This is a genomic window from Roseimicrobium gellanilyticum (assembly GCF_003315205.1).
Lineage (GTDB): Bacteria > Verrucomicrobiota > Verrucomicrobiia > Verrucomicrobiales > Verrucomicrobiaceae > Roseimicrobium > Roseimicrobium gellanilyticum.
The window spans coordinates 1-21,620 of sequence record NZ_QNRR01000015.1 but is presented as its reverse complement, the minus strand read 5'-3'; the positions used below and the strand labels follow the sequence as shown (position 1 = coordinate 21,620).

At 58.8% G+C, this 21,620-nt stretch carries 24 protein-coding genes; 10 read left to right on the top strand and 14 right to left on the bottom strand.

The window, feature by feature from the left end; translation table 11 throughout:
• Positions 1-322: 322 nt before the first annotated feature.
• Entirely contained in the window at positions 323-583 is a 261-nt protein-coding gene (locus DES53_RS28075) for a hypothetical protein (protein WP_113961669.1), read from the top strand.
• 159 nt (positions 584-742) lie between these two features.
• Here DES53_RS28075 and DES53_RS28070 read toward each other — a convergent pair whose 3' ends face one another.
• Positions 743-1,492 (bottom strand): hypothetical protein, encoded by a 750-nt coding sequence (locus DES53_RS28070; protein ID WP_147263669.1) that lies wholly within the window; start codon positions 1,490-1,492, stop codon positions 743-745.
• A gap of 297 nt (positions 1,493-1,789) precedes the next feature.
• Between DES53_RS28070 and DES53_RS28065 the strand changes: the two genes are divergently transcribed.
• Positions 1,790-2,803 (top strand): hypothetical protein, encoded by a 1,014-nt coding sequence (locus DES53_RS28065; RefSeq protein WP_113961667.1) that lies wholly within the window; start codon positions 1,790-1,792, stop codon positions 2,801-2,803.
• A gap of 1,194 nt (positions 2,804-3,997) precedes the next feature.
• On the opposite strand, the gene DES53_RS28060 is transcribed toward DES53_RS28065, so the two are convergent.
• Both DES53_RS28060 and DES53_RS28055 read right to left on the bottom strand, forming a co-directional pair.
• Positions 3,998-4,300, bottom strand: a complete 303-nt coding sequence (locus DES53_RS28060; RefSeq protein ID WP_113961666.1) for a hypothetical protein — start codon at positions 4,298-4,300, stop codon at positions 3,998-4,000.
• A 579-nt stretch (positions 4,301-4,879) separates the two neighbouring features.
• A complete protein-coding gene (locus DES53_RS28055) occupies positions 4,880-6,139 on the bottom strand; it encodes a hypothetical protein (protein WP_147263668.1) in 1,260 nt (419 codons plus the stop codon).
• Positions 6,140-6,293: 154 nt separating this feature from the next.
• Between DES53_RS28055 and DES53_RS28050 the strand changes: the two genes are divergently transcribed.
• Positions 6,294-6,578, top strand: a complete 285-nt coding sequence (locus tag DES53_RS28050) for a hypothetical protein (protein WP_147263667.1) — start codon at positions 6,294-6,296, stop codon at positions 6,576-6,578.
• 950 nt (positions 6,579-7,528) lie between these two features.
• On the opposite strand, the gene DES53_RS28045 is transcribed toward DES53_RS28050, so the two are convergent.
• On the bottom strand, positions 7,529-7,966 hold the full coding sequence (locus DES53_RS28045; protein ID WP_113961663.1) for an SRPBCC family protein: 438 nt from the start codon (positions 7,964-7,966) through the stop codon (positions 7,529-7,531).
• 285 nt (positions 7,967-8,251) lie between these two features.
• On the opposite strand from DES53_RS28045, the gene DES53_RS28040 reads away from it, so the two are divergent.
• Positions 8,252-8,467 (top strand): hypothetical protein, encoded by a 216-nt coding sequence (locus DES53_RS28040; protein WP_113961662.1) that lies wholly within the window; start codon positions 8,252-8,254, stop codon positions 8,465-8,467.
• A gap of 202 nt (positions 8,468-8,669) precedes the next feature.
• On the opposite strand, the gene DES53_RS28035 is transcribed toward DES53_RS28040, so the two are convergent.
• Positions 8,670-8,873 (bottom strand): hypothetical protein, encoded by a 204-nt coding sequence (locus DES53_RS28035; protein WP_113961661.1) that lies wholly within the window; start codon positions 8,871-8,873, stop codon positions 8,670-8,672.
• A 159-nt stretch (positions 8,874-9,032) separates the two neighbouring features.
• Positions 9,033-9,248, bottom strand: coding sequence for a hypothetical protein (locus DES53_RS28030; protein ID WP_147263666.1), 216 nt, complete (start codon positions 9,246-9,248; stop codon positions 9,033-9,035).
• 245 nt (positions 9,249-9,493) lie between these two features.
• Between DES53_RS28030 and DES53_RS28025 the strand changes: the two genes are divergently transcribed.
• Positions 9,494-9,697: a hypothetical protein gene (locus DES53_RS28025; protein ID WP_113961659.1), complete on the top strand. Its 204-nt coding sequence runs from the start codon at positions 9,494-9,496 to the stop codon at positions 9,695-9,697.
• A 46-nt stretch (positions 9,698-9,743) separates the two neighbouring features.
• Here the strand turns inward: DES53_RS28025 and DES53_RS28020 are convergent, their stop codons facing one another.
• Positions 9,744-10,061 carry a hypothetical protein gene (locus DES53_RS28020; protein ID WP_147263665.1) on the bottom strand — a complete coding sequence of 106 codons (318 nt, stop codon included), beginning with the start codon at positions 10,059-10,061 and terminating at the stop codon, positions 9,744-9,746.
• A gap of 296 nt (positions 10,062-10,357) precedes the next feature.
• Here DES53_RS28020 and DES53_RS28015 point away from each other — a divergent pair, with 296 nt between their 5' ends.
• Positions 10,358-10,594: a hypothetical protein gene (locus DES53_RS28015; RefSeq protein WP_113961657.1), complete on the top strand. Its 237-nt coding sequence runs from the start codon at positions 10,358-10,360 to the stop codon at positions 10,592-10,594.
• Positions 10,595-10,681: 87 nt separating this feature from the next.
• Positions 10,682-10,954: a hypothetical protein gene (locus DES53_RS28010; RefSeq protein ID WP_113961656.1), complete on the top strand. Its 273-nt coding sequence runs from the start codon at positions 10,682-10,684 to the stop codon at positions 10,952-10,954.
• Here DES53_RS28010 and DES53_RS28005 read toward each other — a convergent pair.
• Positions 10,945-11,691, bottom strand: coding sequence for a TVP38/TMEM64 family protein (locus tag DES53_RS28005; RefSeq protein WP_113961655.1), 747 nt, complete (start codon positions 11,689-11,691; stop codon positions 10,945-10,947). The two genes, DES53_RS28010 and DES53_RS28005, sit on opposite strands and share 10 nt — an antisense overlap.
• A 107-nt stretch (positions 11,692-11,798) precedes the next feature.
• Positions 11,799-11,966 carry a hypothetical protein gene (locus DES53_RS33620; RefSeq protein WP_211325721.1) on the bottom strand — a complete coding sequence of 56 codons (168 nt, stop codon included), beginning with the start codon at positions 11,964-11,966 and terminating at the stop codon, positions 11,799-11,801.
• Positions 11,967-12,615: 649 nt separating this feature from the next.
• Here DES53_RS33620 and DES53_RS27995 point away from each other — a divergent pair.
• Positions 12,616-12,816, top strand: coding sequence for a hypothetical protein (locus tag DES53_RS27995; RefSeq protein WP_113961653.1), 201 nt, complete (start codon positions 12,616-12,618; stop codon positions 12,814-12,816).
• Between the two features lie 28 nt (positions 12,817-12,844).
• Here the strand turns inward: DES53_RS27995 and DES53_RS27990 are convergent, their stop codons facing one another.
• The 3 genes from DES53_RS27990 to DES53_RS27980 all read right to left on the bottom strand — a co-directional run bounded on the left by DES53_RS27990 (position 12,845) and on the right by DES53_RS27980 (position 15,296).
• Positions 12,845-13,099 carry a hypothetical protein gene (locus tag DES53_RS27990; protein WP_113961652.1) on the bottom strand — a complete coding sequence of 85 codons (255 nt, stop codon included), beginning with the start codon at positions 13,097-13,099 and terminating at the stop codon, positions 12,845-12,847.
• A 196-nt stretch (positions 13,100-13,295) separates the two neighbouring features.
• Positions 13,296-13,709 (bottom strand): hypothetical protein, encoded by a 414-nt coding sequence (locus tag DES53_RS27985; protein WP_113961651.1) that lies wholly within the window; start codon positions 13,707-13,709, stop codon positions 13,296-13,298.
• A gap of 81 nt (positions 13,710-13,790) precedes the next feature.
• A complete protein-coding gene (locus DES53_RS27980; RefSeq protein WP_211325720.1) occupies positions 13,791-15,296 on the bottom strand; it encodes a hypothetical protein in 1,506 nt (501 codons plus the stop codon).
• 161 nt (positions 15,297-15,457) lie between these two features.
• Between DES53_RS27980 and DES53_RS33265 the strand changes: the two genes are divergently transcribed.
• The gene (locus DES53_RS33265; RefSeq protein WP_113961649.1) at positions 15,458-15,730 is read left to right on the top strand and encodes a hypothetical protein; all 273 of its coding nucleotides are present in this window, start codon (positions 15,458-15,460) and stop codon (positions 15,728-15,730) included.
• Positions 15,731-15,940: 210 nt separating this feature from the next.
• On the top strand, positions 15,941-19,333 hold the full coding sequence (locus tag DES53_RS27970) for a hypothetical protein (protein ID WP_113961648.1): 3,393 nt from the start codon (positions 15,941-15,943) through the stop codon (positions 19,331-19,333).
• A gap of 261 nt (positions 19,334-19,594) precedes the next feature.
• Here the strand turns inward: DES53_RS27970 and DES53_RS27965 are convergent, their stop codons facing one another.
• The gene (locus tag DES53_RS27965; protein ID WP_113961647.1) at positions 19,595-20,317 is read right to left on the bottom strand and encodes a hypothetical protein; all 723 of its coding nucleotides are present in this window, start codon (positions 20,315-20,317) and stop codon (positions 19,595-19,597) included.
• Between the two features lie 89 nt (positions 20,318-20,406).
• The gene (locus DES53_RS27960) at positions 20,407-20,970 is read right to left on the bottom strand and encodes a hypothetical protein (RefSeq protein WP_113961646.1); all 564 of its coding nucleotides are present in this window, start codon (positions 20,968-20,970) and stop codon (positions 20,407-20,409) included.
• Between the last annotated feature and the right edge of the window lie 650 nt (positions 20,971-21,620).

Sequence of the window (21,620 nt, the reverse complement as noted above, 5' to 3'; positions counted from 1 at the left end):
GCAGGACACGCAGTCTCGCCATGCACTGTGAAATCTCGGCATTTCCTGGCGCAAATCTCGTGTTTCCTGTTTCGGAATTCCATAGATATCGAAAGTGGTGCGCCTTATTTTTTCGGGAAATGGTGCGAGTTCGCGAGAAATAGTCGAATTCAAGCCATAATAACCGCTTATTTGTCTACTGGGAGCGTTTGCGGAAAATATTTGATCAATATATTTGCAATGCTGTCGTCCTGGGGTGGCGAAAGGGGTGTTCATCAATCGCATCGCGTCAAGACCCGGAGCGAACAGGTGGGCAATCTGAACCCTGAAACAGCAATACCCCATGTACACGATCTCAATCATCCTTACGAGCCAGGCTCCCGAGCAGGGAGCAGCGCTCGCGGAGGCTCTCACGGCCGCTATTGAGGCGGCGCTGGCAGACGCGAGCAGGAACCTCGCCGGTCCCACGCGTGTGGCGAACATCGCCATCGCGGCTGGCCGGACGGGATCCCAAAAACGTTGGACCAACCACACCCTCGGTGGCCCAGCCTGCTTCCATCCTGGCCACGACCACGATTTTAAAGGTCGCCCTCTCGCATTCTAGCGTGACCGGCCTTCGTGGTTCGACCACTCAAACGGCACAGCGGCCATCACCGCTGTGCCGTTTTTCTTTTGCCTGCCAGTCATGGTAGGAGGCGATATGAAGGGCCGGTCGGCTGAGCGTTGCGAACGATTGTCTCCGGGCGGCGACAGATACCCCCCATCACCACCCCATATCCGCGAATATCAAATCCAGCTTCAGCTCCACCTTTCCGTCTGGTAGATCTGGAAAGGAATCCACGATGAAGAACTTCGCCAGATCCGCCGCCGTGGTGGTGAGCGTCAGCGTGTCTTCCTCCAGCTTGTACTCCAGGGGGCTCCCGGTGCCGGGCAGTGTCCCGATGCAGATGGGCACGCCGCCCATGGCGATGATGGGCTGGCCATTGGGGTCGAGCAAAATTTCCTCGCGCAGGAAGGTGAGTGTGCGCCGCCCCTTGGATTCCTCCAACTTGCCAAAGCGCACCCAGCCATCCATGCGGTACTCATTGGCCGTCGTCAGCAGACCTCCGTTTGCCCCCTTCTGGTACATCTCCTTCACAGGCTCCCGCAGCTGGAGGTGAATCGAGAACGTGGTCACGGGCCACGACGCTGGCTTCGCGGGATCCTCGGACTTGGAGTTTGGGGCCCGCATGCACTTCAGGGTCGGTCTCCGCATCACCACCGAGCCATCCTTCAGCCGCACCTTCATCTCTCCCGGGTAGCGCCAGACCACGTCGGCAGAGTAGTCCCTCTCGCAGAGGTGCAGCGCATCCTCCTCCAGCGTGCGCGCTTTCCCTGGCTTGGCTGCGTCCTTCGATGTCTTGGCGGGCGCGCTCTGTCCAGGCAGGCACGGGGCAGTGAGCCAGCAGAGGGTGACGGCGATGCCCATCGCGAGCATGAACGCTGCGCCACGGGTAAAGTTCTGCGTTTCCATGCGCCCATTGCTCCAGAACACTGCCAAATCGTCAAGACAGAAACCCCGTCACTCTCGCGAGGAAAGACGGCAAACCAGAGCATCGCAGCCCAGCTCAGCTCAGCGCAGGGCAGGGCAGGGCAGGGCAGGGGAGAATGAAGTTCACCGTCACCACCTCACCGCATGATGGGGTGAATCGCCCGCGCGCGGCATCATCATTGTTTTTTCATCCTCCCTCCCTCTGGGCACAAAATACCATTGCGCAACATGACCCGGTGTCGTGTAATTCCATCACAGTCGTGAGCCCTTCGACTCCGCATGAAGAGCATCGTCATCCTCCGCGTCCTCTTTTTCATTGGCTGCGCCTTCGCCCCACTCACCGCGCAGGAGCCCGCATCGCAGGGAGCCGCGGAAACGCACACACCACAGATCCCGCGTCTCGCGCCCGGCGTCTTCCGTGTCAGTGCTCCCTCGGGCAGGCACGCAACGGTCCCGGGCTCATATCGTGACATGGATCTCACCGCGCTCTTCATGGCGCACGCACCCACACATGGGAGCACACCGGCGAAGGGCTTCTTGCTCATCGACCGGTTGAAGCATCTTCTGCGGGTGGAGCCTCCCACCCGTCGCTGGCCCGTTCCTGTGCGCCAGTATGCCGTGCCCTGGCAGCAGTACGGTGTGGATATGCTCGTGAAGGATTACGAGACGCCCATCAAGTTCAGCGTCATCACCACGCTCCAGATGTGGGCCATCCGCTTTGGGTCCTCCATGGATGACGCACAGGACCGCGCGCAGCTCGCCGCTCTCATCCAACTGCCGGAGGGTGTGTGGATGCCCACAGACATCGCACCGCCCAGCCATCGTCATGGGAGATATCCCGGCAGATGGCACACTCCCGCCTTCCCATCTCCGCCCCGCCCGGTGAATGCCGCCAGCCTCGGTCTCACCGTCGGCGCATGGGTGCATGCGCGGGATGACTTCTCCGCCTCGTCAGCCGGCGCTCGTGCGCCCGATGAGCCCTGGTGTGATATCGATACCACCGCCCGCTTCACGCACCGCAGCTCCACCGCCGAGTGGCTGCTCGATGCCGGGCATCACTATGATGTGAATCTGAAATTTCTCTACCTCAGCCGCTACGGGCGCACTGCGCTCGCCTGGGGCGCCTTCGGCCGGGACAGTGGCAGCGTGCACATCACGCTCGAGGCGCAGAATCGCTGGTTCGCCATGGAGGAGGAGCGCCGCCGTCTGGGGAGGAACTTCGACCACCTCCTCGGCCCCTTCCAGAATGCCCGTCCACCGGAGTCCGCTGTTCCCGCGAAGCTTCAGCCCTGACACGGGGAGCTCTTCTCCTGCCCGCGGGTAGAAGTGGATATCTCATGATGCAGAAGGCTGTGTCATGATGCGCAACGGCCATGCTCCCGTCTGTGCTCCTCTTCTCTTTCTTTCTTCCTTTTCGCTTTCCCGCGCCTGCCCTCCCTCAAGGGATCAGGATAGGCCGGAGGCCCTTCGTCCACCCACGTCCGGCATGGCTGCCCGCTCACCCTGACGGTCCACCTTTGCTCCCCTGCCAAACTCCTATGGAATATGACTCTCGTGAGACCATCGGGAGCGCATGCCTGATGACAGGGCACGGAGTTCACAAAGTAGCTTCTGCTTCAGCCGAATTTGGAAGACGTTGCTCTTGGCTGGAGCTTCTTAACCAAAGCTATGACCATGCGGAAACTGAGTCGCGGAGCGAGACTCGAGCCGAATGACTTCACCCGGGATTCACCGGTTCGGGCGTCGCTTTGCAACGTCGCTTCCTGGGCAGCCTACCCGGCCTTGAAAGGCCGGGTCAGAGCATTTCAGCTAATACTGTAGCCGAACTCAGGAATACATCGAAGGCGTTGTACACTGCCCAGCCCGCGCATCGCGCATGTGCGTCAGGATAAGGGATGGAGAACTGCGGGCGTATCCAGCAATGACCTTGGTGCGCTTTCATCTGGCACGTGAAAGGAGCGCTTTGCGTCGTGGAGTGCGTGTGGCAAGCGTTAGCGCGACACCGCCTTGAGCGGAGAGAATGAGCATCATGGATCGGAATCACGGTCCAAGTTCCAAGGTGCTCTCGCTCGCCACGGAGGCTCGTATGCTGGACTCCGCCAAAATGCCCCGGCATGTCTGGACTGAATCCCTCCGTTCAAGGCGGTGTCGCGGCCTCAAGGGAGGCTCTTGCCACCGCACTCCATGACGCAAAGCGAACTGGTACGATGAGCGGATGTCCATTGCGCCATCTCCCTGCTGCAATCCTTCACGGTTTCTTAGCCTCACGCTCATGAGCGATGCAGGGCTGGACAATGTGCAACGCCTCCGGCGTAAAAACGGCTATAGTTCAACTTGAATCGATCCAAGACACGGTCGTCGCTCCGCGACTGAAACATCCGTGGGGCAGAGATGTACTCACACTTGTGTACTTCCAGGCGCTTCTTTTCACAGTCGAAGCTGCTATCACAACCAGCGACGCTGCCTGCACCCACCGCACGCCACACGCTATTTCCGGCGGGAGAGCAGGCCTCCGAGCCCATGCCCATGCGTCCGCACCGGGATGAGTCCGTGCACATGGCCGTGCCCGTGCCCATGACTCTTCGCATGCCCGCGACCACTGAGGCCCTTGTAGAGCATCGACCCCGCCAGCGCCAGTGACACCAGCTTGTGATATCCACGTGCACGGAAGGCCTGCAAGATGCCCGCTCCGCCGGCAATCAGATAGCCCATGCGATCATAGCGGTGATCATATCTCGACGGATGGCGCCTGTGCAAAGCGCCCGAAAAGAGAGAGGACAGAGACTTCATGGAAGTTTGGGGGGATTGTTTTCATAAAGGAATCGCAGCACTTCCGTGAAATGGCGGCGCGTGGCGTGTGGATACCCGCAGGATGGAAGTGTCCCATGCATGAACGCTTGTTTCGCCTCCGCGTGGGACAGGACTGTCAGCAGCCTTGCTGCCGTGAAGTCATTCCACGAAGAATTGAAAACAGGTCTTTAAAACGAGGCGAACTCACCCAGCGTGTTGCGGCAGGCCCAAGGAGCGGGAACGCCTCGTTCCCGTCAGCGGTCGCCATGCTTGGTGATGTTGCATGTCGAGCACCCTCTGGGTTTCAAAAGCGTGCTTTGGCGAATACACGCCATAAAACCTTTCACCCACGGGAACGAGGCGTTCCCGATCCTTGGGCCTGTGCCATGTGCGTGTATCCATGGATACCCTCGTCGCATGAAGCTCCAGGCTAACCGACGTCTTCACATAAAGACTCGGGTTCATCTTCCTTTGATATCAGATCTGAGGCGACTGTCTCCCAGCGTATTCTGCATCGTGGGCAGCTTCACGCAGAGCAAGCTCCAGCACTCCAAATCTGCTGCATCAGAGCGCACCTCGTCACTTCTTCTTCTCCGCCTTCTCTCCCTCCGCAGTTGCTGGAGATGTGGGCTCAGGCTTTGCGGGTGATGTTGCGGGAGCGTCCTCGGCTTTTTTTCCTTCCTGCTCAGCCTTCTTGATCAACTGCTCCATCATCACCTGGCGCTCCTCTGGGGAAGCATACCGCATCTGTTCGCGCGACTCCCTCATGTCGCGGAAGAAGATCTCGCGTTGCTTTTCGGTCAGGGCATTGAAGCGGGCGCGGGTGTCTTCGCTGGGGCCGGCGGATTTCGGCCGTGGGGAGGATTCGGGCTGCGGCAGCGGTGGTTGCTGCGTCTTCGGTACCTCTGGCATGGGAGCGGGAGCGCTGCCGGAGATCTTGATTTCCCGGCCACCTCCCGGATTCAGGCTGGTAGCGCTGCTGCTGTTGCCATTGTCATTGCCCTGCGGCGCGCCACCTTGCTTCCTCGCGGCCTCCTTGGCCCGCAGGCGATCCATCAAGTCCGCCACTGCCTTCGCGCGCTCTTCCTGGGATGCGTCGTAAAGCCTCTCACCAATTGAGCGCATCTCTTCCAGGAACTCCCTTCGAGACTCATCCGACAGAGAGTTGAAGAAATTGCGGCTCTCACTGGCCGAAGGGGTGCCCGCAGATTTTGGTGTGGTGCTTGCAGCCTTGCTGTTGCCATCGTTGCCACGGGTGTTGCTGCTGCTGTTGTCGGGCTTCCTCCCGGGATCGCTGGCCACCACCCGGTTCAGAATTTCCTTGTACACCTTCGCACGCCCCTCGGCAGTCATCGTGCGGAGCTCTTCACTGCGCATGCGCAGTTCATTCAGGTAGTTTGCGCGCCCCTCATCAGACAGGGAGAGGAACTGCTCACGATCAAACTCGGTCATGAGCGATGGCGTACTGCCCGATGATTTCACTCCTGCGTTTTCGTCGAGCACTACCGGTGGCGGCGGGATTTTCTTCTTCTCATCACTGCCTGCGGCTGCTGCCAGGGTGGATGCGGCGGACTGCACTGCGGTGCGCAGCCGGAGCACCTCCTGCTCCAGCTTCTCCACGCGCGCCTCCAGGGCTGCCACGCGCTCGCGTTCCCCGGCAGATTTCACATCGCTACTCGCAAGTGGTAATGGTGCGGCGGGTGTTGCCTCACCAGGTATGGCGCCTGCGGCATTTGCTTCGTCTGCGGCTTGGGTTACCAGCGGGAACCATGACAGGGCTATCGAGCTGGTGAGAATGAACGACCTCAATAGGCAGACAGGGCACCAGGGGATCTTCATGTCGGGAGTGTAGTCCCAATCCCGCATGGGCGTAAACCAGAATAAATGATCCCGCATAGCCACCCCTCCCGTACGCTGCATCACCCATGAAGAGGGTCCATTCATCTTGCAACGCTAGGTCCACACAAGGCGTGACATGCGAAGATTGAATGTCGTGAAACCACTCTACGAAATGCCCGTCGAACCACCCGAGGATCTCGCCCACGCGAGGTGGCGGGTACGCTTCTTCCGTCATCTGGTGGAGGAGCATCGCGGCCATCCCTATCCGGAGACACGCGATGAACACTGGGCCAGCGAAGACGCCAGCTACCGCGACCACCTCGCCCGTGCCGAGACCGCCCTCTCAGACCTCGAAGCCGCCGCCTCCATCCACCGGCCCCTCGAGCGCAACACCCTCGACAGCCCCTCGCCCGACTGGGCCGAGCGGCGGGTCATGTGAGGAGTGCAGGCACCTTTGCAGAGAGGAGAGGAGAGGGACGGGAGAGTCATCTGCCTATGAAGATGGGTGATGACTGGTGTGAGACAGCATACCCAGATGCATCATGGAATCTCATAGATGGGGGAGTCATGGGCTCACTCATATGGTTCATAGGGTGGATGACATCCACGGACAAGGATACCTCCCGCCGCCTCTGCTTTGCTCTGGAGCGATGATCCGGATGGCCCGAAGGGCCTTCGTCCACCCGCATCCAGCATGGCCATCCGGCTGGGCCTGACGTTCCACCCCCGAGCCCTGGGAGCGCCGGCCTCCGGTCGGCGTCTGCAGTGATGATGCACCCTCTCACACCAAAATGGCACGGGGGAATGTTTCGCAAGTCGGCCTCCCATGCGCCTGAACGTCAGCGTCGCGATGTGGAAGCTGTGCCGCAGGCCCTGGACTGCGGAAGCCCTGCTGCCGCTTTCCTCAAGTGCAGCCTGCTGCACGCCGCACCGCGACGCAGTCGCCAAGCTCTACTGGAAGCGCCATTCCGCGAGCGAGTGTCGCCATCGCTGCAGCAGGGCTGCAGACTCTGGAAAGCGGCAGCAGGGCTGCGCGCAGTCCAGGGACGCTGCGCGTCACAGCGTCCGGATCATTCGTGTGTAGTGCCGTCATTCTCTGGCGCAGCGCTGCTCTTTTGATCTGGGTCCGTAGTGCGCCTGAACGTCAGCGTCGCGATGTGGAAGCTGTGCCGCAGGCCCTGGACTGCGGAAGCCCTGCTGCCGCTTTCCTCAAGTGCAGCCTGCTGCACGCCGCACCGCGACGCAGTCGCCAAGCTCTACTGGAAGCGCCATCCCGCGAGCGAGTGTCGCCATCGCTGCAGCAGGGCTGCGGACTCTGGAGCTTTGATTCACACCGTAGCCATTCTGAAGCTTGGGCGCTCCGCGACTGGATCCACAAACCACCACCAGTCACGACAGACCGCGCTGCTCGTGCTCACGCTCCACCGCGTGCTTGAATCGCTCCAGGTCCATCTCCAGCCTTCGCTGCACCAGCCCTGTGGACGCGTAGAAACTCTCCACGATGCCCTCCCGCGTGTACTGAAAGGTGAATGTCACGCGCAGGTTTCCGGCGGCCAGCGTCTCCACCACCACCGAGCCGGAGGTGGGCGTGCCTTCCTCCGTGGCCCAGCTCAGGCTTTTTTCCGTGCGCTGTAGCAGGGTCGCCTCGAAGCAGCGCTCGCTGCCGGTGATGCGGGTTTTCAGTTTCAGGCGGTTTCCTTGCACGCGCTCCGGCGTTTCAGAAACGGTCTCAGGCGCGAAGAGTGGCCACTCACCAAACTTCTCCAAGGTCGTGAAGATCAGGGTGGGGGAAGAGTAGACCAGAACCTCAATGACAATGCTTTCCATGAAAAAATCCGGGCGGGCATACTGACCGAAGTCCTTGGTTTTGCCATCAGGAATCGACCTGAATCTGAACTAAAGTAAAGTCGTTCCCGGGATTAGGGGACGCGGCAGCAGGTGAGGGGAAATCGACGCGAGCGTGGAAAAAGAGCCAGCCGGTGACCTCTTTGAGAAAAAAATGTCACTTTTCCCGTAGGGGTATACCCTGATATGAGCATCAGGGAATTGCTTTCTTTTGCAAATCAGGGCAATAGAGCAGCACATCAATCGTAGTGGACTTGTGGCAAGGGGATGAAGACATACAGAGTGACGTTGACCATCGGAGTACAATCCTTCATCAAGGCGGATCGCTGGCTCAAGGCGGGGAACACCATCGAGTTCCTCAAAAATGGGACGGAAGTCGCCAAATACTACGCCGCCTCCGTGGAGAAAATTGAAGATTGCACGAGCGGCCTGCCTCGACAGCCGGAGTACCTCAGCCCCGGCATCCCTCCCGACATGAGGTGAACGGCGCCGCTCCTCCTGCACCATGGCATGGCGGATGCCCGCGCGCAGGCAGGGGGACGGCGTTTTGCATGCGTGCCCGCGTTCCCTTCCCAGGCGCATCATGAAGCATCAGGAGGGGATGGGAATGGACATGCCCCGGTGCACGAGCGGCCGGAGAATCCGTCAGGCCTGCGAGCCGGATCGCTCACCCGGCAGGCACACGCTACCGTGGCACATCACGGGCCGGGGTGCGGATGAGTCGCGCCTCCGCCAGGGCGAGCTGCTGAAGGTAGGCCGCCTCCTGCATCTGCCACGCTTCACCGTGGGGCTGGGGAGTGTGACGATGCACGCTCAGCAACTGCTTCAGGAACTGCACGCGCCAGGCGTCGTGTGGCAGGTCCACGGCTTTTTTTGCAGGGGTGTCCATGGCAAAACTCCGCTTTGCGCTTTTCTACCGATATGCATCGTTATTGGCAATAACATTTTTGGTCGATGTGGATGCAATTGCGAGCCATTCACCACGGGTGTCGGAAGTTCACGCTCGTGCCCGGCTTCCCTGTCGCCGGGAGTGGGAAGGGCCTGTGCCTCAGTCGTCTGAGCTCGCAGAGGCCACGAGCCAGCCGCCTGAGGGTGGCAGGTCGGTCTCAGCCACCTCCTTCACCAGAGAGGCGGGATACTCTGCAATCACCACATCGCCACGGAAAAACCGCACGATGGTGTCTCTCTCAAAACGGGTCGCCTCCACGTGGGTGGCGCCCATGCTGCAGAGGAGTACCCGGTAGACCTTCATGGTCCATATCATGAGATGACAGGGCGCAACGTGCAAGTTGCAACTCGCTTCGGGCAGGCCTTATCGACACAATACCTAGAAATCTTTAGATAACATAAACGTGGGTTCAGGGTGGGCAGATTTGCCGGAATTGCAAAGGGGCGGTGCAGCGCGGGGCGTACAACGGATTCAGCTCGGCTTTTCGATGGATGCTCGCGCAGAGATGACATAGGAAGAGCGTTGCCTGGAATTGCAATGGGTGTAAACTCCATGCCTTGATGAGATTCTTTCGAGTGGTCCTGAAAGTGGCGGGTCCGGTTTTTATTGAGGCAGACAGGTATGAGCAGGGGGAGAATCTGCTGCTCTACCGGGATGAGGAAATCTTCGCCCACTATTCCGGTGACCTCGTCGAGGAAATCGCGGAGGTGGATCGTCTCCCCGAGATGACCAGCTTCTTCAGCTCGGAAGCCCAGGGCGACTGATGTGCAGGCTGACTGCGCGGATTACCCTGATGCGCTGGGGACCGCTTCAGGCCGTGGCGTGACCGCCCGGCGCCGCCATCATCATGCTCCACTGATGGTCCAGCTGCCCCTTGAGCCGGACCACGCTGTCCCTCATCCGGCGATGCACCAGCCCCAGCAAGTCGTGGCAGATTTCCGTGAGCCCCTGTGGCTGGTAGTGGAGGATGAGGATGAAGTGCGTCCCGCCGTGAGGGAGCGCCTCCGTGAAGACCTCCCCTGAAGCAAATAGTCCATCGGCGGAAATCCAGCTCGCGCCTTTGTCCCACTCCACAGACACCAGTTTCGCATGGAAGGTTCGCTTTCGCCCTGTGACTATCGTGCTCACATGCAAAGTCTTGTCACTGGTTTGTTCGGGTGTTTCGGAAAAAAATCCAGGAACCAGAAACGGCCACTCTTCCCACTGTGCCAGTTCCCTGAACGCAAAGGGGGCTGGACAAAGCAAGGTGGTTTCGACTACAATATTACGCATTGCAAATTAAATAGGCGGGTGCCCTTTGCTGTTCGGAGTACGACGGGTCCGTCGGGCATTCTGAGAGCTTGACAACCATGTACTTAGTGATTCGTTTCTGAAGAAACTAATTGTCTGGAAATTTTTTTCCGGATGATTCACCAGCTCCCGCCATGCTGACCAATCTCTCCACTCCGGTCCCGGTGCAGGACCCTTTCGCGGACAGGCTTCTGGAAATATGCGCGCTTCTCCCGCCCCCTTTCACGCTTCAGGAGGTGGTGGAGGCGGTGGAACTCCATTCGCCGGACATGCTGGATCTCCTGCCGGGCGCTTGGGAGCACCTCAGCGCCACGGACCAGATCGTGCATGCCGGTCTCTGCGGCTCCAAATTTCACCTCATCCAGAGCTAGCGCTCCGCTAAAGAATATCTTACGATACGGGGAGCAACCCCCCGTCATTACTCGCGGCCTCGCCACCATCTGCGGTGCCGCATCGTCATGAAAGTCATCTCGGTTGAGCGCGATGGGAAGCATCTCGTGGTGCGGACAGACCCTCCCATGAGTCACGAGACCTTTGTGCTGTTCCGGGACTTCATCCTCGAATGTGGGCTCGATGAGTCCACCTACACGGAGCATGAAGGCTGCATCGTGATCGCAAAAGCCTGGCCCTTCGAGATTCCCGGGAACATGGCTGAGCTGGAAGTCACCGTGTGTGCCGCTGCCGAGTCCGCCCTGTGCCAGGCACGTGCCGCGCACTTCCATCACGAGTGAGGCACGGAGTGCTCTCTCGTGCCGGCCTGCTCCTGCTCCTGCTCCTCCATCGGCTTCACCTTCCCATACCGCTTCACCATGCGCGTGATCACCACGGCCAGCAGGAGCGCGCTGCCGATGCTCAAGGCGGCGGCTGTCCACTCCGCGGGGCCCATGTTCTCCAGCTCCGCCTTCTCCAGGTAGCGGCCGCCCACTTTGCCGAGATACACATAGATGATGTGGCCGGGAATCATCGCCAGCGTGGTGGCGAGCAGGTACTGGCGGAACTGCAGCGAAGTCATCCCATAGAGCAGATTGCTCAGGCCAAAGGGCACCGCGTGCATGCGCAGCAGTGCCACAATCTTCCACCCTTCCTTCGAGATCGCCTTCTCCAGAAAGTGGAAGCGCTTGCTGCGGCGCAGCGCATCCGCCGCATGCCTGCGCCCGGCGAATCTCCCCACCAGGAAACCACCCGCCGCGGCCAGCGTGGCCCCGGTGTGCACGGCGACAAAGCCACCGGCCAGGCCAAAGATGTACCCGCTCGTGAGCGTGAGCGGCAGGCAGGGCAGGCACAGCATGCCCACGACGAAATAGATGCCCATGTAAATCAACACGCCCAGCCAGCCGAGATTCCGCAGTGGCTGTGCGATCTCCTCCAGCCAGTCCACCACCGGGATGTCCCGCGCCAGCACCACCGCCACGGCGAGCACCACCGCGAGTGCGACCGCCCATTTCCATTTCCCCAGCCGCGTGCTCATGACAGGATTCCATTTGAAAGGTGCAAGGTGTTTGGAGAAGGGGCGGGGGAGGCGTGTGCTGTCGTCTTCTGCGGATGATGTGGCATGATGTGGTGTATCAAGTCCTGTCAGTCCATGTCCTCCATGGGAAAGGCGGAGGCGATGGCGCCCAGGAAATTGAAACAGGCGGCATGGAGGAAATCATCTCGCGGTAAAGTGGTCATACAAAGTTCGCCCTTCCTCGCCAGCATGGCCGTAGCGGTGGGATGCCGGGTGGCGCGAAGGAGGTATCCCACGCATGATCCAGATGCTGTGCGTCACGGTTTCCATGTCCTTTGCAGGATGAACCTGACGCCCCTGCGCATTAGATCGATTTAAGTTTTGGCATAGCCGTCTCTACGCCGAAGGCGTTGTACATCGTACAGCCCAAGGTGGCGCTTGCGAAGCAAGCGCCACCTTGGGAGATGAAATCAAGATGCCGAACGCTGAAAGCGTTCCACAAAAGCGCCGCGCCATGTGGAAAGGTCATCTTGGTCAGCCGCTTTTCTGTGGAACCCATTCAGGGTTCGAATGCTAGCCAGCTAACCCAAGGTGGCGCCCGCTTCGCGGCCTGACCTTGGGCTGGACAGTGTGCAACGCCTTCGGCGTAAATGCGGCCACAGATTTGTTTAAGATGCTCTTGGCATGACTGTGCCCTTGAACCGGGCAACCTCATTCTCCGAAGATCCCCTGCGTCTGTGTTGCATCCCACACGTGCGACTACGCGCATCGCCTCCATTCTCCGTGGCAATTTGCACGACCTGTGCGCTTCTGTAGCGCCCTCCTCACGCCCCCGCCAAACTCCCGCACACATGTGCACTATCAATATTTATTAAAAATAATCACCCCTCTGGAGACCATACGAAATTCCACGCGCGAACCCACTCAGAACCCCTGTGCTCTCTGATGGACCCCCGTCTCCATCTCAAGGACAACCTCGACCACGCCCGCTGGCGTGTGAGGTTTGTGAAAAGCTTGTTGGACGTCCATCAGCACTGTGTGGACACCAGCCGGGAATCCTGGTGGGCGGAAGAAGCGGACCTCCTCCTGCGTCTCACCGCCGCGGAAGAGGACCTTGAAATGCAGAGCCGCGACAAGGCAGGGTGAGGGGAGGGGAGTAGTCAGTAGACGCGCGTCACTTGAATATTACAAAGACGGTGCCGTCGGCAGCCGTGACGAGGTGTGCCCGCCGGCGCCGGAAGCGCATCACTGCTGCTGCGATAAAGAACGCGACGGCAATCGGGAAGGTGATGACCAAAGGATGCTGCAGCGCCGTGACGACACTGAGTACCAGTAGGATGAGTGCCCACTCCTTCCGGTCCCGCAACTCCATGGCGGCTGCCACCGCAGCCATATCGGCATGGTTTTCTGGAGCACTTTCCTTATCCATGACATGCGGGGGCGCGAGATGCGCCTCAGTCCTTAGAAAACCAAAACCGTCCTCTTCAGGAAAGACAATTCTCAGCACCACACCCAGGACATGTCTCGCGCATGCCTTTCCGCATCCGTTGGTGCTGCTTCGCTGCTTTGCGTTTCACCTCAAGCCCCACTCCGCCAGCGTCGAGCGTTTCCCTCGCATCGCATCATCATCTCACCGAGCGGAACGTTGCTGGCGTCACCGGTCTCTCCAGCAGTGGGTCCCGGCGCAGTTCCTGGAAGAAGAGCACGGCGCGTGGCATCAGGTACACATTCGGATTCTCCACCACCGCGTGCCACTTCACTGCGTCATCGCCCGGTATCAGCGCCTCCACCCGCAGATTCTCCAGCAGCACCGGTGTGGAGCCTGCCACGCGCACGGCGAACTCTTCCGGTGAAAGGTCGCTGGAGCCGGTAAAGGACTCCGTGGTATTCACCTTGCTGATGGTCACCGTGTACCAGAAGTTTCTCGCCGGGTCCGCCGCCGCACAGGGAGACAGCAGACTCATGCACACCCACAGGCACGCGGTGATGACCAGCATCAGCGGCGCCGCAGAACGGGATTGGAGTACATGCGTTTTCATGGGATAAGACCAGGAGGCCGGGTTGCAGACCTCACCCCACGAATCGCAATCCGCCCGGTCCCCGCGCTCAGGGAGGATGCTTCAATCGCCGTGCCATGCCGGACGCAGCACCGACATGCATCTCCGCAGGCGGGCGATGGTAGCATCAGGGTTGAGCCCCTTCGCTCGCAGCACCGCAGAGAAGGCTTCTCTGGGATCGCGATGCATGGCGTAGACCACATCCGGCAGTGTCAGCTTCAGCGGCATCCCCCTGGACAGAAAGCGTTGCAGGTAGGTGGGATCATTCCGATACAGCACGGTCCCCATGAAATTGCCGAACATCTTATAGGCGCACCAGCCGCCCTCGTACCAGGGCACCTCATGCCATGGGCTCAGGGGAATCGCATCGCTCACCGCCTCCCACAGCTCATTCAGCTTTGCTCGATCCCTGATGGAGAGTCCAAACTCGTTGCTCACCGCCATTCGGGAGACAGACGGTGGCAGCACCTGTGCCTTCACTTCGGGCGATAGAGGTGTGCGGGCGAAAAATCCACCTTCGAACTTCGCACCCAGATCCAGAAGACGGTCCACCGCATCCAGCCTTTTGTTACTCCACGCCATATACAGTGGCCGGTTCAGCCCCTCCAGAGGGTGCCCCTCACCGGCGGGGTGGTGCTGGAGGATGAGGTCCACCAATCCTTTGGGATGAGTGCGGTAACCCGTGGAGTCGTTGTACTTGTCCATGAGATAGGACAAGGCGGTCGACCACCTGGTGGTGTATTTCCGGGTCTCCAGCAGGGGATTGGGCTCTGCGCCATGCTGCAGGCAGTATTTCAAGACCGGCACATTCATGGAGCGGAGCGCACACTCGTAGAAGACATCCACCAGCCTGCGCTCCGGCTCGGGGATGTCTTCTGCTACCCACCCATGCTGGCCATCGCGGTTGCGTGTAATGGTCATGGCTCGCAGGTCCCGGCCACTCACGGCGCGCAGGAAGCGATCATTCTTCTCGTAGTAGATCGCATTGCAGACAAAGGCCGCAAGGCTGTCCGCATCCCAATCCACTTCCATGTCCGAGTATTCAGGCATCAGCACGAGTCGCTTTTCTATCTCAGTCAGCAGCGATGTGCCTGCGAGGTAGTTCGCCTTGGCTCGCGGGCTCAGCAAAGGCCACAAGCGGAGACCCAGGCGGGGTCCAATCACCGCTCCGAGTGTCCACGAGCGCTCCTCCGCCAGGAACACCACCTCGGGTGCGAGCTTCCCGAACTTGTCCCAATGGTCCCCGATGACCGCCCATGGCTCCAGGTCTCCGGTATCACGCTTGATGTACATGCCCATGTACATGCGGTGCCGGTCACCCATGAAGTCCATCCGGCCGACTCTGCCCTCACGTCCGGAGTTTTGAATCGTGGCCACCGCAGCGCGCATCGCCTCATCATTCACACGCTCCAATCGCGCGCGCTTTTCCTCATCCCACCCGGCCTGGGGATCGCTGAAGTCGGGAGAGCTGTCGTCCTCAGGGGCCTTGTCCGCATCCATGGTGGGAGCCCACTCATCCATGTCCCTCGCGAGATGTCCAGAGGACCTTCCGCGCGGGCCATGTGGCATGAGGAGGCGGCAGATCTGGAGTGCTGGATCCCGCATGCGGGGCAGCTTCAGGAGCTGAGCTTGCTCTGCGTGAAGCTGTCCACGATGTAGAATTCACTGGGAGACAGTCACCTCACGTCTGGCTTCACGGCAGCAAGCTGCCTGCGCATTTCAAAGATCCCGTGAAAACGGCTGCAGAGGAACTTAAACGCCTGCTTCCCGCGCTCAGGGAGGATGCTTCAATCGCCGTGCCATGCCGGCTGCAGCACCGACATGCATCAGTGTTCGCAGCCCGGGCGGAGCATGCGAAGGGAAGCCTTGCCAAAAACGGACCGGGCATGAGCCCGGAAGCCGAGGTGGCGCTGCGCGACTATACGGCTCTCAGGGCAGAGTGTCAGCGCGCCACACTGGACCACCTCATCGAGATGCTGGAGGGCTCCTGTGGTCACGGTTGATGTTAAATGTTCTACTCACCAGTCGGATGAAACTGAATCCACGTTTTGCTCCGAAAATGCCGTGTAATGGCCTGGCGCGCGCCGAGGAGTGGCCAGTGAAACTGGCGACGTGCTCCCGCTGGAGTTGGTCGATGGTCCAGTGCAAGACGGAAGGGCGAGTTTAATGCTTGATTCGGCAAAATAATTTGCCACATCTCGGGTCGCTCAATCATGTCCAGTCGTACCTCCCCACAAGCCAGCTCGATCAAATATTCTGATGTAGTTTGTCTAATCACAGGCCATGACGCAGAATGGTCACGACGGCAGGCGGTTCTGGATACCCCCAAGGGCGGTGATGGGCTCGATGAATCGTTCGAGCGCGTGCATAAGGAGATTGCGCACATCTGCCACACCTTCAAAAGCCGGGTGAATGAGTACTCAGCGGCCGCGTATCCTGATGAGCGGGAAAAGGTGGAGCCCTGCCTCTTTGAGCCTCTGGGCTATTTGCCGGTGGGTCACGCGGATGTTTTGCTTATGACACTGCTGGATGATTTGGACCCGATCCACTTTATTACGGCGCAGTGCTCAACGACCGTGGAGGAAGTCGCGGTGGGCTTTGCTCCCACGATGGAAAGCCTGAAAGACACCAGTGATGCCCCATCGGAATTTGACGATTGCATCGTGGATGTGATCGACTTCGTCAAACAGGGGCTTCCCAAGTCAAAGGATGGGACAGAGGCGCTGGAGACGCAGGACAATCCTGTGCCACAGGAGGCGCCGCGGAGGCTTCCGCCACTCCTTCTTTTTAGCCGCATCAAGCTTGGCGTTCTTGGTCTGCTGGGGCAGAGCATTGAATTCCAAACGGCCATCTTCCGTGCCATTGTGAAGGATTGCCTGGCGGCATTGGATGTCTTGTACAGCGAGGCCAAGGGTGGGCATCTGGCCGAGTTTGAAATCGAAGACAGTTCCGTCAAGGCGACGCGGATCACTCTGCTGGATCTCCAGGGGCAGGAGGAGATTGGGATGCTCATCGCCACCGACAACTTCACCATCGCTGCCGCCATCCTCTCCAGGGTCCAGGGCCTGACACTTGAAGATTTGGATCGCCTGGGCGTCATGTCCAAGACGAAGATTCAGTCACAGCGCTGGCTTCAGGGGGCGAAGGAGCTTCTGAACGACACGAAGGAAGGCGCCCCTGCCAATTTTGATGAGAGCGTGGTCTTCAGCCATGCCCTGCGCTGGACGAGAACGACCTTGGCTGTCAGGGCGGATGCCTTCATGGAGCCTGCGTCCAGCGGCATTCGGGGATTCATTGACCTGGTGTCGTCTACCAACATCGCGGTGGGACATCAGCAGAAGTTGGATGAAGCGCTGAAGGAGTTGCAAAAGAAGATGGATGAGCGACGCGACGCGGAAGGCGGCTCTCCACCCCGGCCCAAGAAATACTACCAGCAGCTCATGGGTCATGCGGATCTCCTCATCCACCAGTGCTCCCCATCAGCAGATTCGAAGCGTCTGCTGCGCACTGGGGATGCCTTTTTGCAGATTCGGTCGCTCATTATGAGTATGAGCTCCGCGGGGGCGGGAGGCATGATGCCGCGCCATCTGGTTGGCCTGACCTCGTGGCCCACAGTGCCTGTCCCTGACAGGGGTGCTTTCAGGCGTGAATTGCATGAACATTTTCCGGTCCTGCAAAAGATTCTGCCGATCATTCGCTGGCGCATGGTCGACACCGACAATCTGGTCCATCATGCGCCGGAGGTACTGCGTGGCGAAGCAGAGGACCAGATCGCCATCATCAAGTTCAGGCAGCAGGTACTTGGAGACCGTAAACTGGAGAAGCATGGCTTTTGCCCCTGCGCCCTGAGCCATAGACCCAAGAGCTATCTGCTGCCCAATTCATTGGTTCGCACCGTGCAGTATCTGTTTCAGAATTACTCCACGCTCCTCGCCAATCCGTTTGTGTTTGATACGGTGCTGGATCTGCATGACTGCTTTTCCAGCCTCTACCAGACGCTGATGAACCATATTCCCGAGTTGTTCGGTGGTCCCTATCCCGACGGAGATGAGCCGCCGATTTTGCGGCAGGTGCCGGCGGAAGTCGTGGCGCAGATCTCCCGCTACGTCAGTGCTCTCCACCGGGCCATGGAGCAGCGCCTTTATCACGCGTTCCCAGAGGAGTCGCATCGTGATATGGATGTCGACTTTCGTGGCGGTCTGAACCAGTTGATTTCAGGCGCCGATGCTCTGGTGAAATCGGCCATGGGTTTCGTGAAACGCTTCGCGCTTCCGCGAAACACCTTTAGCGATGAGGCCGAGCATCCCGCTGATGAGATGCCGCGGTTTGACGTGTTTGGCGTGGTCAACCGCATCGACTTCGAGCCGGAGATTGTGGCGACTTCACTCTGGCTTGGCACGGAGAATCTCTCCCGCCTTGCCATCATCCGGTCGGATGTGCCGCATCTCTGCGTGGTGGCTTCGTACCTGGATTTCATCCATGAGGTGGGGCACATCGTCTTCGCGGAGCACCGCACGCCGCGGGGGAAAGATGTCCCTCCGCTTCTCCCGCTGGTGCCCTTGAAGACGCCTACGGAAGATTTGCTCAATGAAATCTACACCCACGCGCTGACCACGTTGCTGGTCTGTCGTGATGACCCCAAGGTCTTTGCCCGTCACTCCATGCTGGGCTTCGCTCTCGCCACCAGACACGGTGCAGATTTGAGCAGCCGTTACCAGGGTTATCTCGCCTTCTGTTTTGAAGTATTCATTGTCGTGGAATGCCTCACCAAGTTGAAGGGTATCGCTGAGGAGAAGGGCTGGGGCGTGTTCGTGAACGAGAGCGTGACCCGCGATGCCATCCGCTCCCTGGATGCTGATGAATTGGCGCAGCGCTACCGTGACTTTTGCAGGGAGGAGGGGCGCGTCTGCTATGAGCAGAGGATTTATATCAGCAACGACCCTGACAACAGGTTCCTCGACTCTATCTTCGAGTACTTCTGGTCCTGTTCACGCCACTCGCTGCCGTTTCTCATGGCGAATGTCACGACTGTCTACATGCGTTTCGTTGCCCGCATGCACAACTATCAGGACGTAGGGATGGAGGCAGGGGAGAGTGGAAGCGTGGCAACTCCCGAAATCATCAATGAGTTGCATAAGCGCATGCGCCAGTTGGAGACGCGTTCCTATGAGGAACTGAAGGAAGACGAGTGTCTCGGCATGCCTGTGGTTCACGTGATCGAAGATATCAACGGGAAGATCCCGCAGACTCCAAGTGACAAGCGCACCAACTTTGGGGTGGAGCCCTTTTATCTGCTGACCATCGCCATCGGTGTCGCAGTCCGGTTGCGCATGGCTGCACTCGGTCATGATCAAAAGACAGAAATCCACGTGCCCATGGATCCAAACTCGGGCAAGATTCTCTTCGATCCCGAGAGAGATCCGGGTGTCAGGTACAGCGACTATCTTATTCGTCCAAAGGACAGCTTCCTGTTCTGCTGCCGTCCCCAGAAACGCAGGCAGCGTCTGCAGCGCCAGATTGCCCTGCTCAAGACATTCTGGCATACGGCCTCCCGCAACAAGTCGCGACGGTTGGAGGCCCTTCTGAAGCAATCGCTCTCGCGGTAAATCTCGCCAGCCGTGAAGCCGTGAGTAAACGCTGCATGTGAATTTAGCTGCCGTGCCCCCTTCAGGGCACGGCAGCAAACTCCAGGGACGAGTGGGGGCTCAGCAACAGGCACCTTGGGTGGTATACCAAGATGTATCTCACCCTGATGGCGGCGGCACATATGGCCGCAAGCGGGATGGATGCATCATGGAACGCACCAAACTGCCCGGAAGGGAGTGTCGTCCATTGAGCCCGTAGTCAGGCTGCAAAAGAAATGCTGCTCAGGCAGACTGAATATCTGACGATTGCTCCACTGTGTCGCGTGAATGCTCCCGTGACCGGCGTTTTCCGAAGTTCTGGAACATTGGGTACATGTCCCGTAGAACCTCGTCAGCAAGAGGTCTTCCGTTGGCAGGCGTATTCTTGGGGACAAGCACTGAACTGACAAAGAGACGCCGCACGTTTGGCTTGGCCCTCCTGATTTGTCTATAGGGCGTGGCCAGGCGGGCAACTGCCATCTCAATGGCGTCTCGCTTTAATGCCTTCGTCTTCCTCACTATCTCAGGGATGATGGTGTCCCGGATATAATCGAACTCGTACTCCAGAAGTACGGCTAGATCTACCAAAGTGCGGCCTGGTGCACTGAAAAGTGGAAAAACCGGGGCCGTTTCATTGACCCACTCCCAGAGGGCGGTATCGGGATCATTGCGGTTGATCTCGGGAGCGGATTGAATTTGCCCGTAGATCATCGCGAGCCTCAGCTTGGCGAGGCAGCTTGCCCGCTTGCGGGTGTCACGCTGGCCGGTACCTTCTCTGAGCAGATTCAGCTCGTGTTCGAGTGCGCTGAGAACTATCTCAATATCCAACCACACACCGCCCCTGAGTATATCCAGGAGATCCTCCCACATGTTCTGCTCGTCCTGAGGAGGGCCACCTATGAAATACAAGCTCTCCACAGCCTCAGTACGGAGGTATTTTTGTTGTGGGGTTTCAGAAGCTTGCATGTCGAGGGGTTACATAGGAGTGGTTAAAAAAGCGGCGCGCAGCGTAAAGAGACTGGGGCGGGGCGCAAGGAAAATGTTTTTCTCCAGCGCTACACATGTCCGGGGGGCATATTCAGGTTGCAGCCCTTCTGCAGATTTTTCAGCGCGAACATGGCTGCATCGAGCAACGAATGAGAGCGCTGAAGATCTGCGAGCACGTTCACGCATGTTGGGCTGGTCCCCGGCCCCTGAGGGGTCTGTTTTATGAAAGACTTCGGGTTGGTCAATTTGGATACCACTTGTTCCCATGTGATCTCGCCACTCGCCCTTAGTTTTTTAAACACTCGCAGGCGTTCCGCTGGCGCCCATGAATCACAAAATTCATCCTCATCTAAGCCTAGTTTGGCGAGGAAGATCGAAAAACGCACGAGGCTCATTTTTTTGATCGCATTCTCTACTTTCTCGATGTCGATTTCAGGAGTCACAAAGGCGCAGCGGGGAGTGGTTCGAGCGCGCATTTTGCTCGGTAGCCTTGTGAAGTAAAGTCCAAATACCATGTCGGTAAAGTTTTTCCCTGCCTGGCTAAATGATGGCTTTGCCCGGGGCTTGCGCCACTTCCTTTGCCCTTCTTCAATCCTGAAAATGAATGGACGAAAAAGGAACGAGACAATCATGTTGGCTTCAGGGGTTGACCTTTGAGAGGCGGGCCGTTCCTGTGGGCTTCCACTCGGAATGTGCCATGATTTTTGACGCACGTAGTGCTGGCACCAAATCGAGCATTCTGCGTCCGGAGATGGATGCCAGAACCGTCGATGTCGTTGCCGACTTTGTATCGGAGACACTCGTGTGTACGGATGTGTCACTCTGGTCCGTTGCCAGCTCCATTGCCGGGAAGATAGCACCAAGTGCGCCTTCGCAAACAAAGTTTTCGTGCAAATTGCTCCATCGATGCACCATTCCTCCCTCTGTAACCCCGTTTTGAGACGTTGTCTCTCATCAAGGATATAAGCTTAGGTTCAACTTGCATGCGTGATGTGCGTTCCTTTATCCAACAAGTCGGTCATGGGTGTCGATACGATGCCGATCGCACCTTGGTCGTCGTAGACTGATGCTGGGGAAACCAAGTTGAAATTTTATAGCTCGAAATAATTTGTCGTAGTGAGTCAAAACAGGCGCATATCTGGTGAGCAGGGAATTCTAGAGCATTTTCTATTTAATTTGTCGCATAGTTGGCATGACGAAGAAAGTTGGCGCAGTGCTCTGGTGAGAACGTGTCCAGTGCTTGCGCGACGGCTGCTTCCAAACCTTCAAAGGTGCGTTGGGC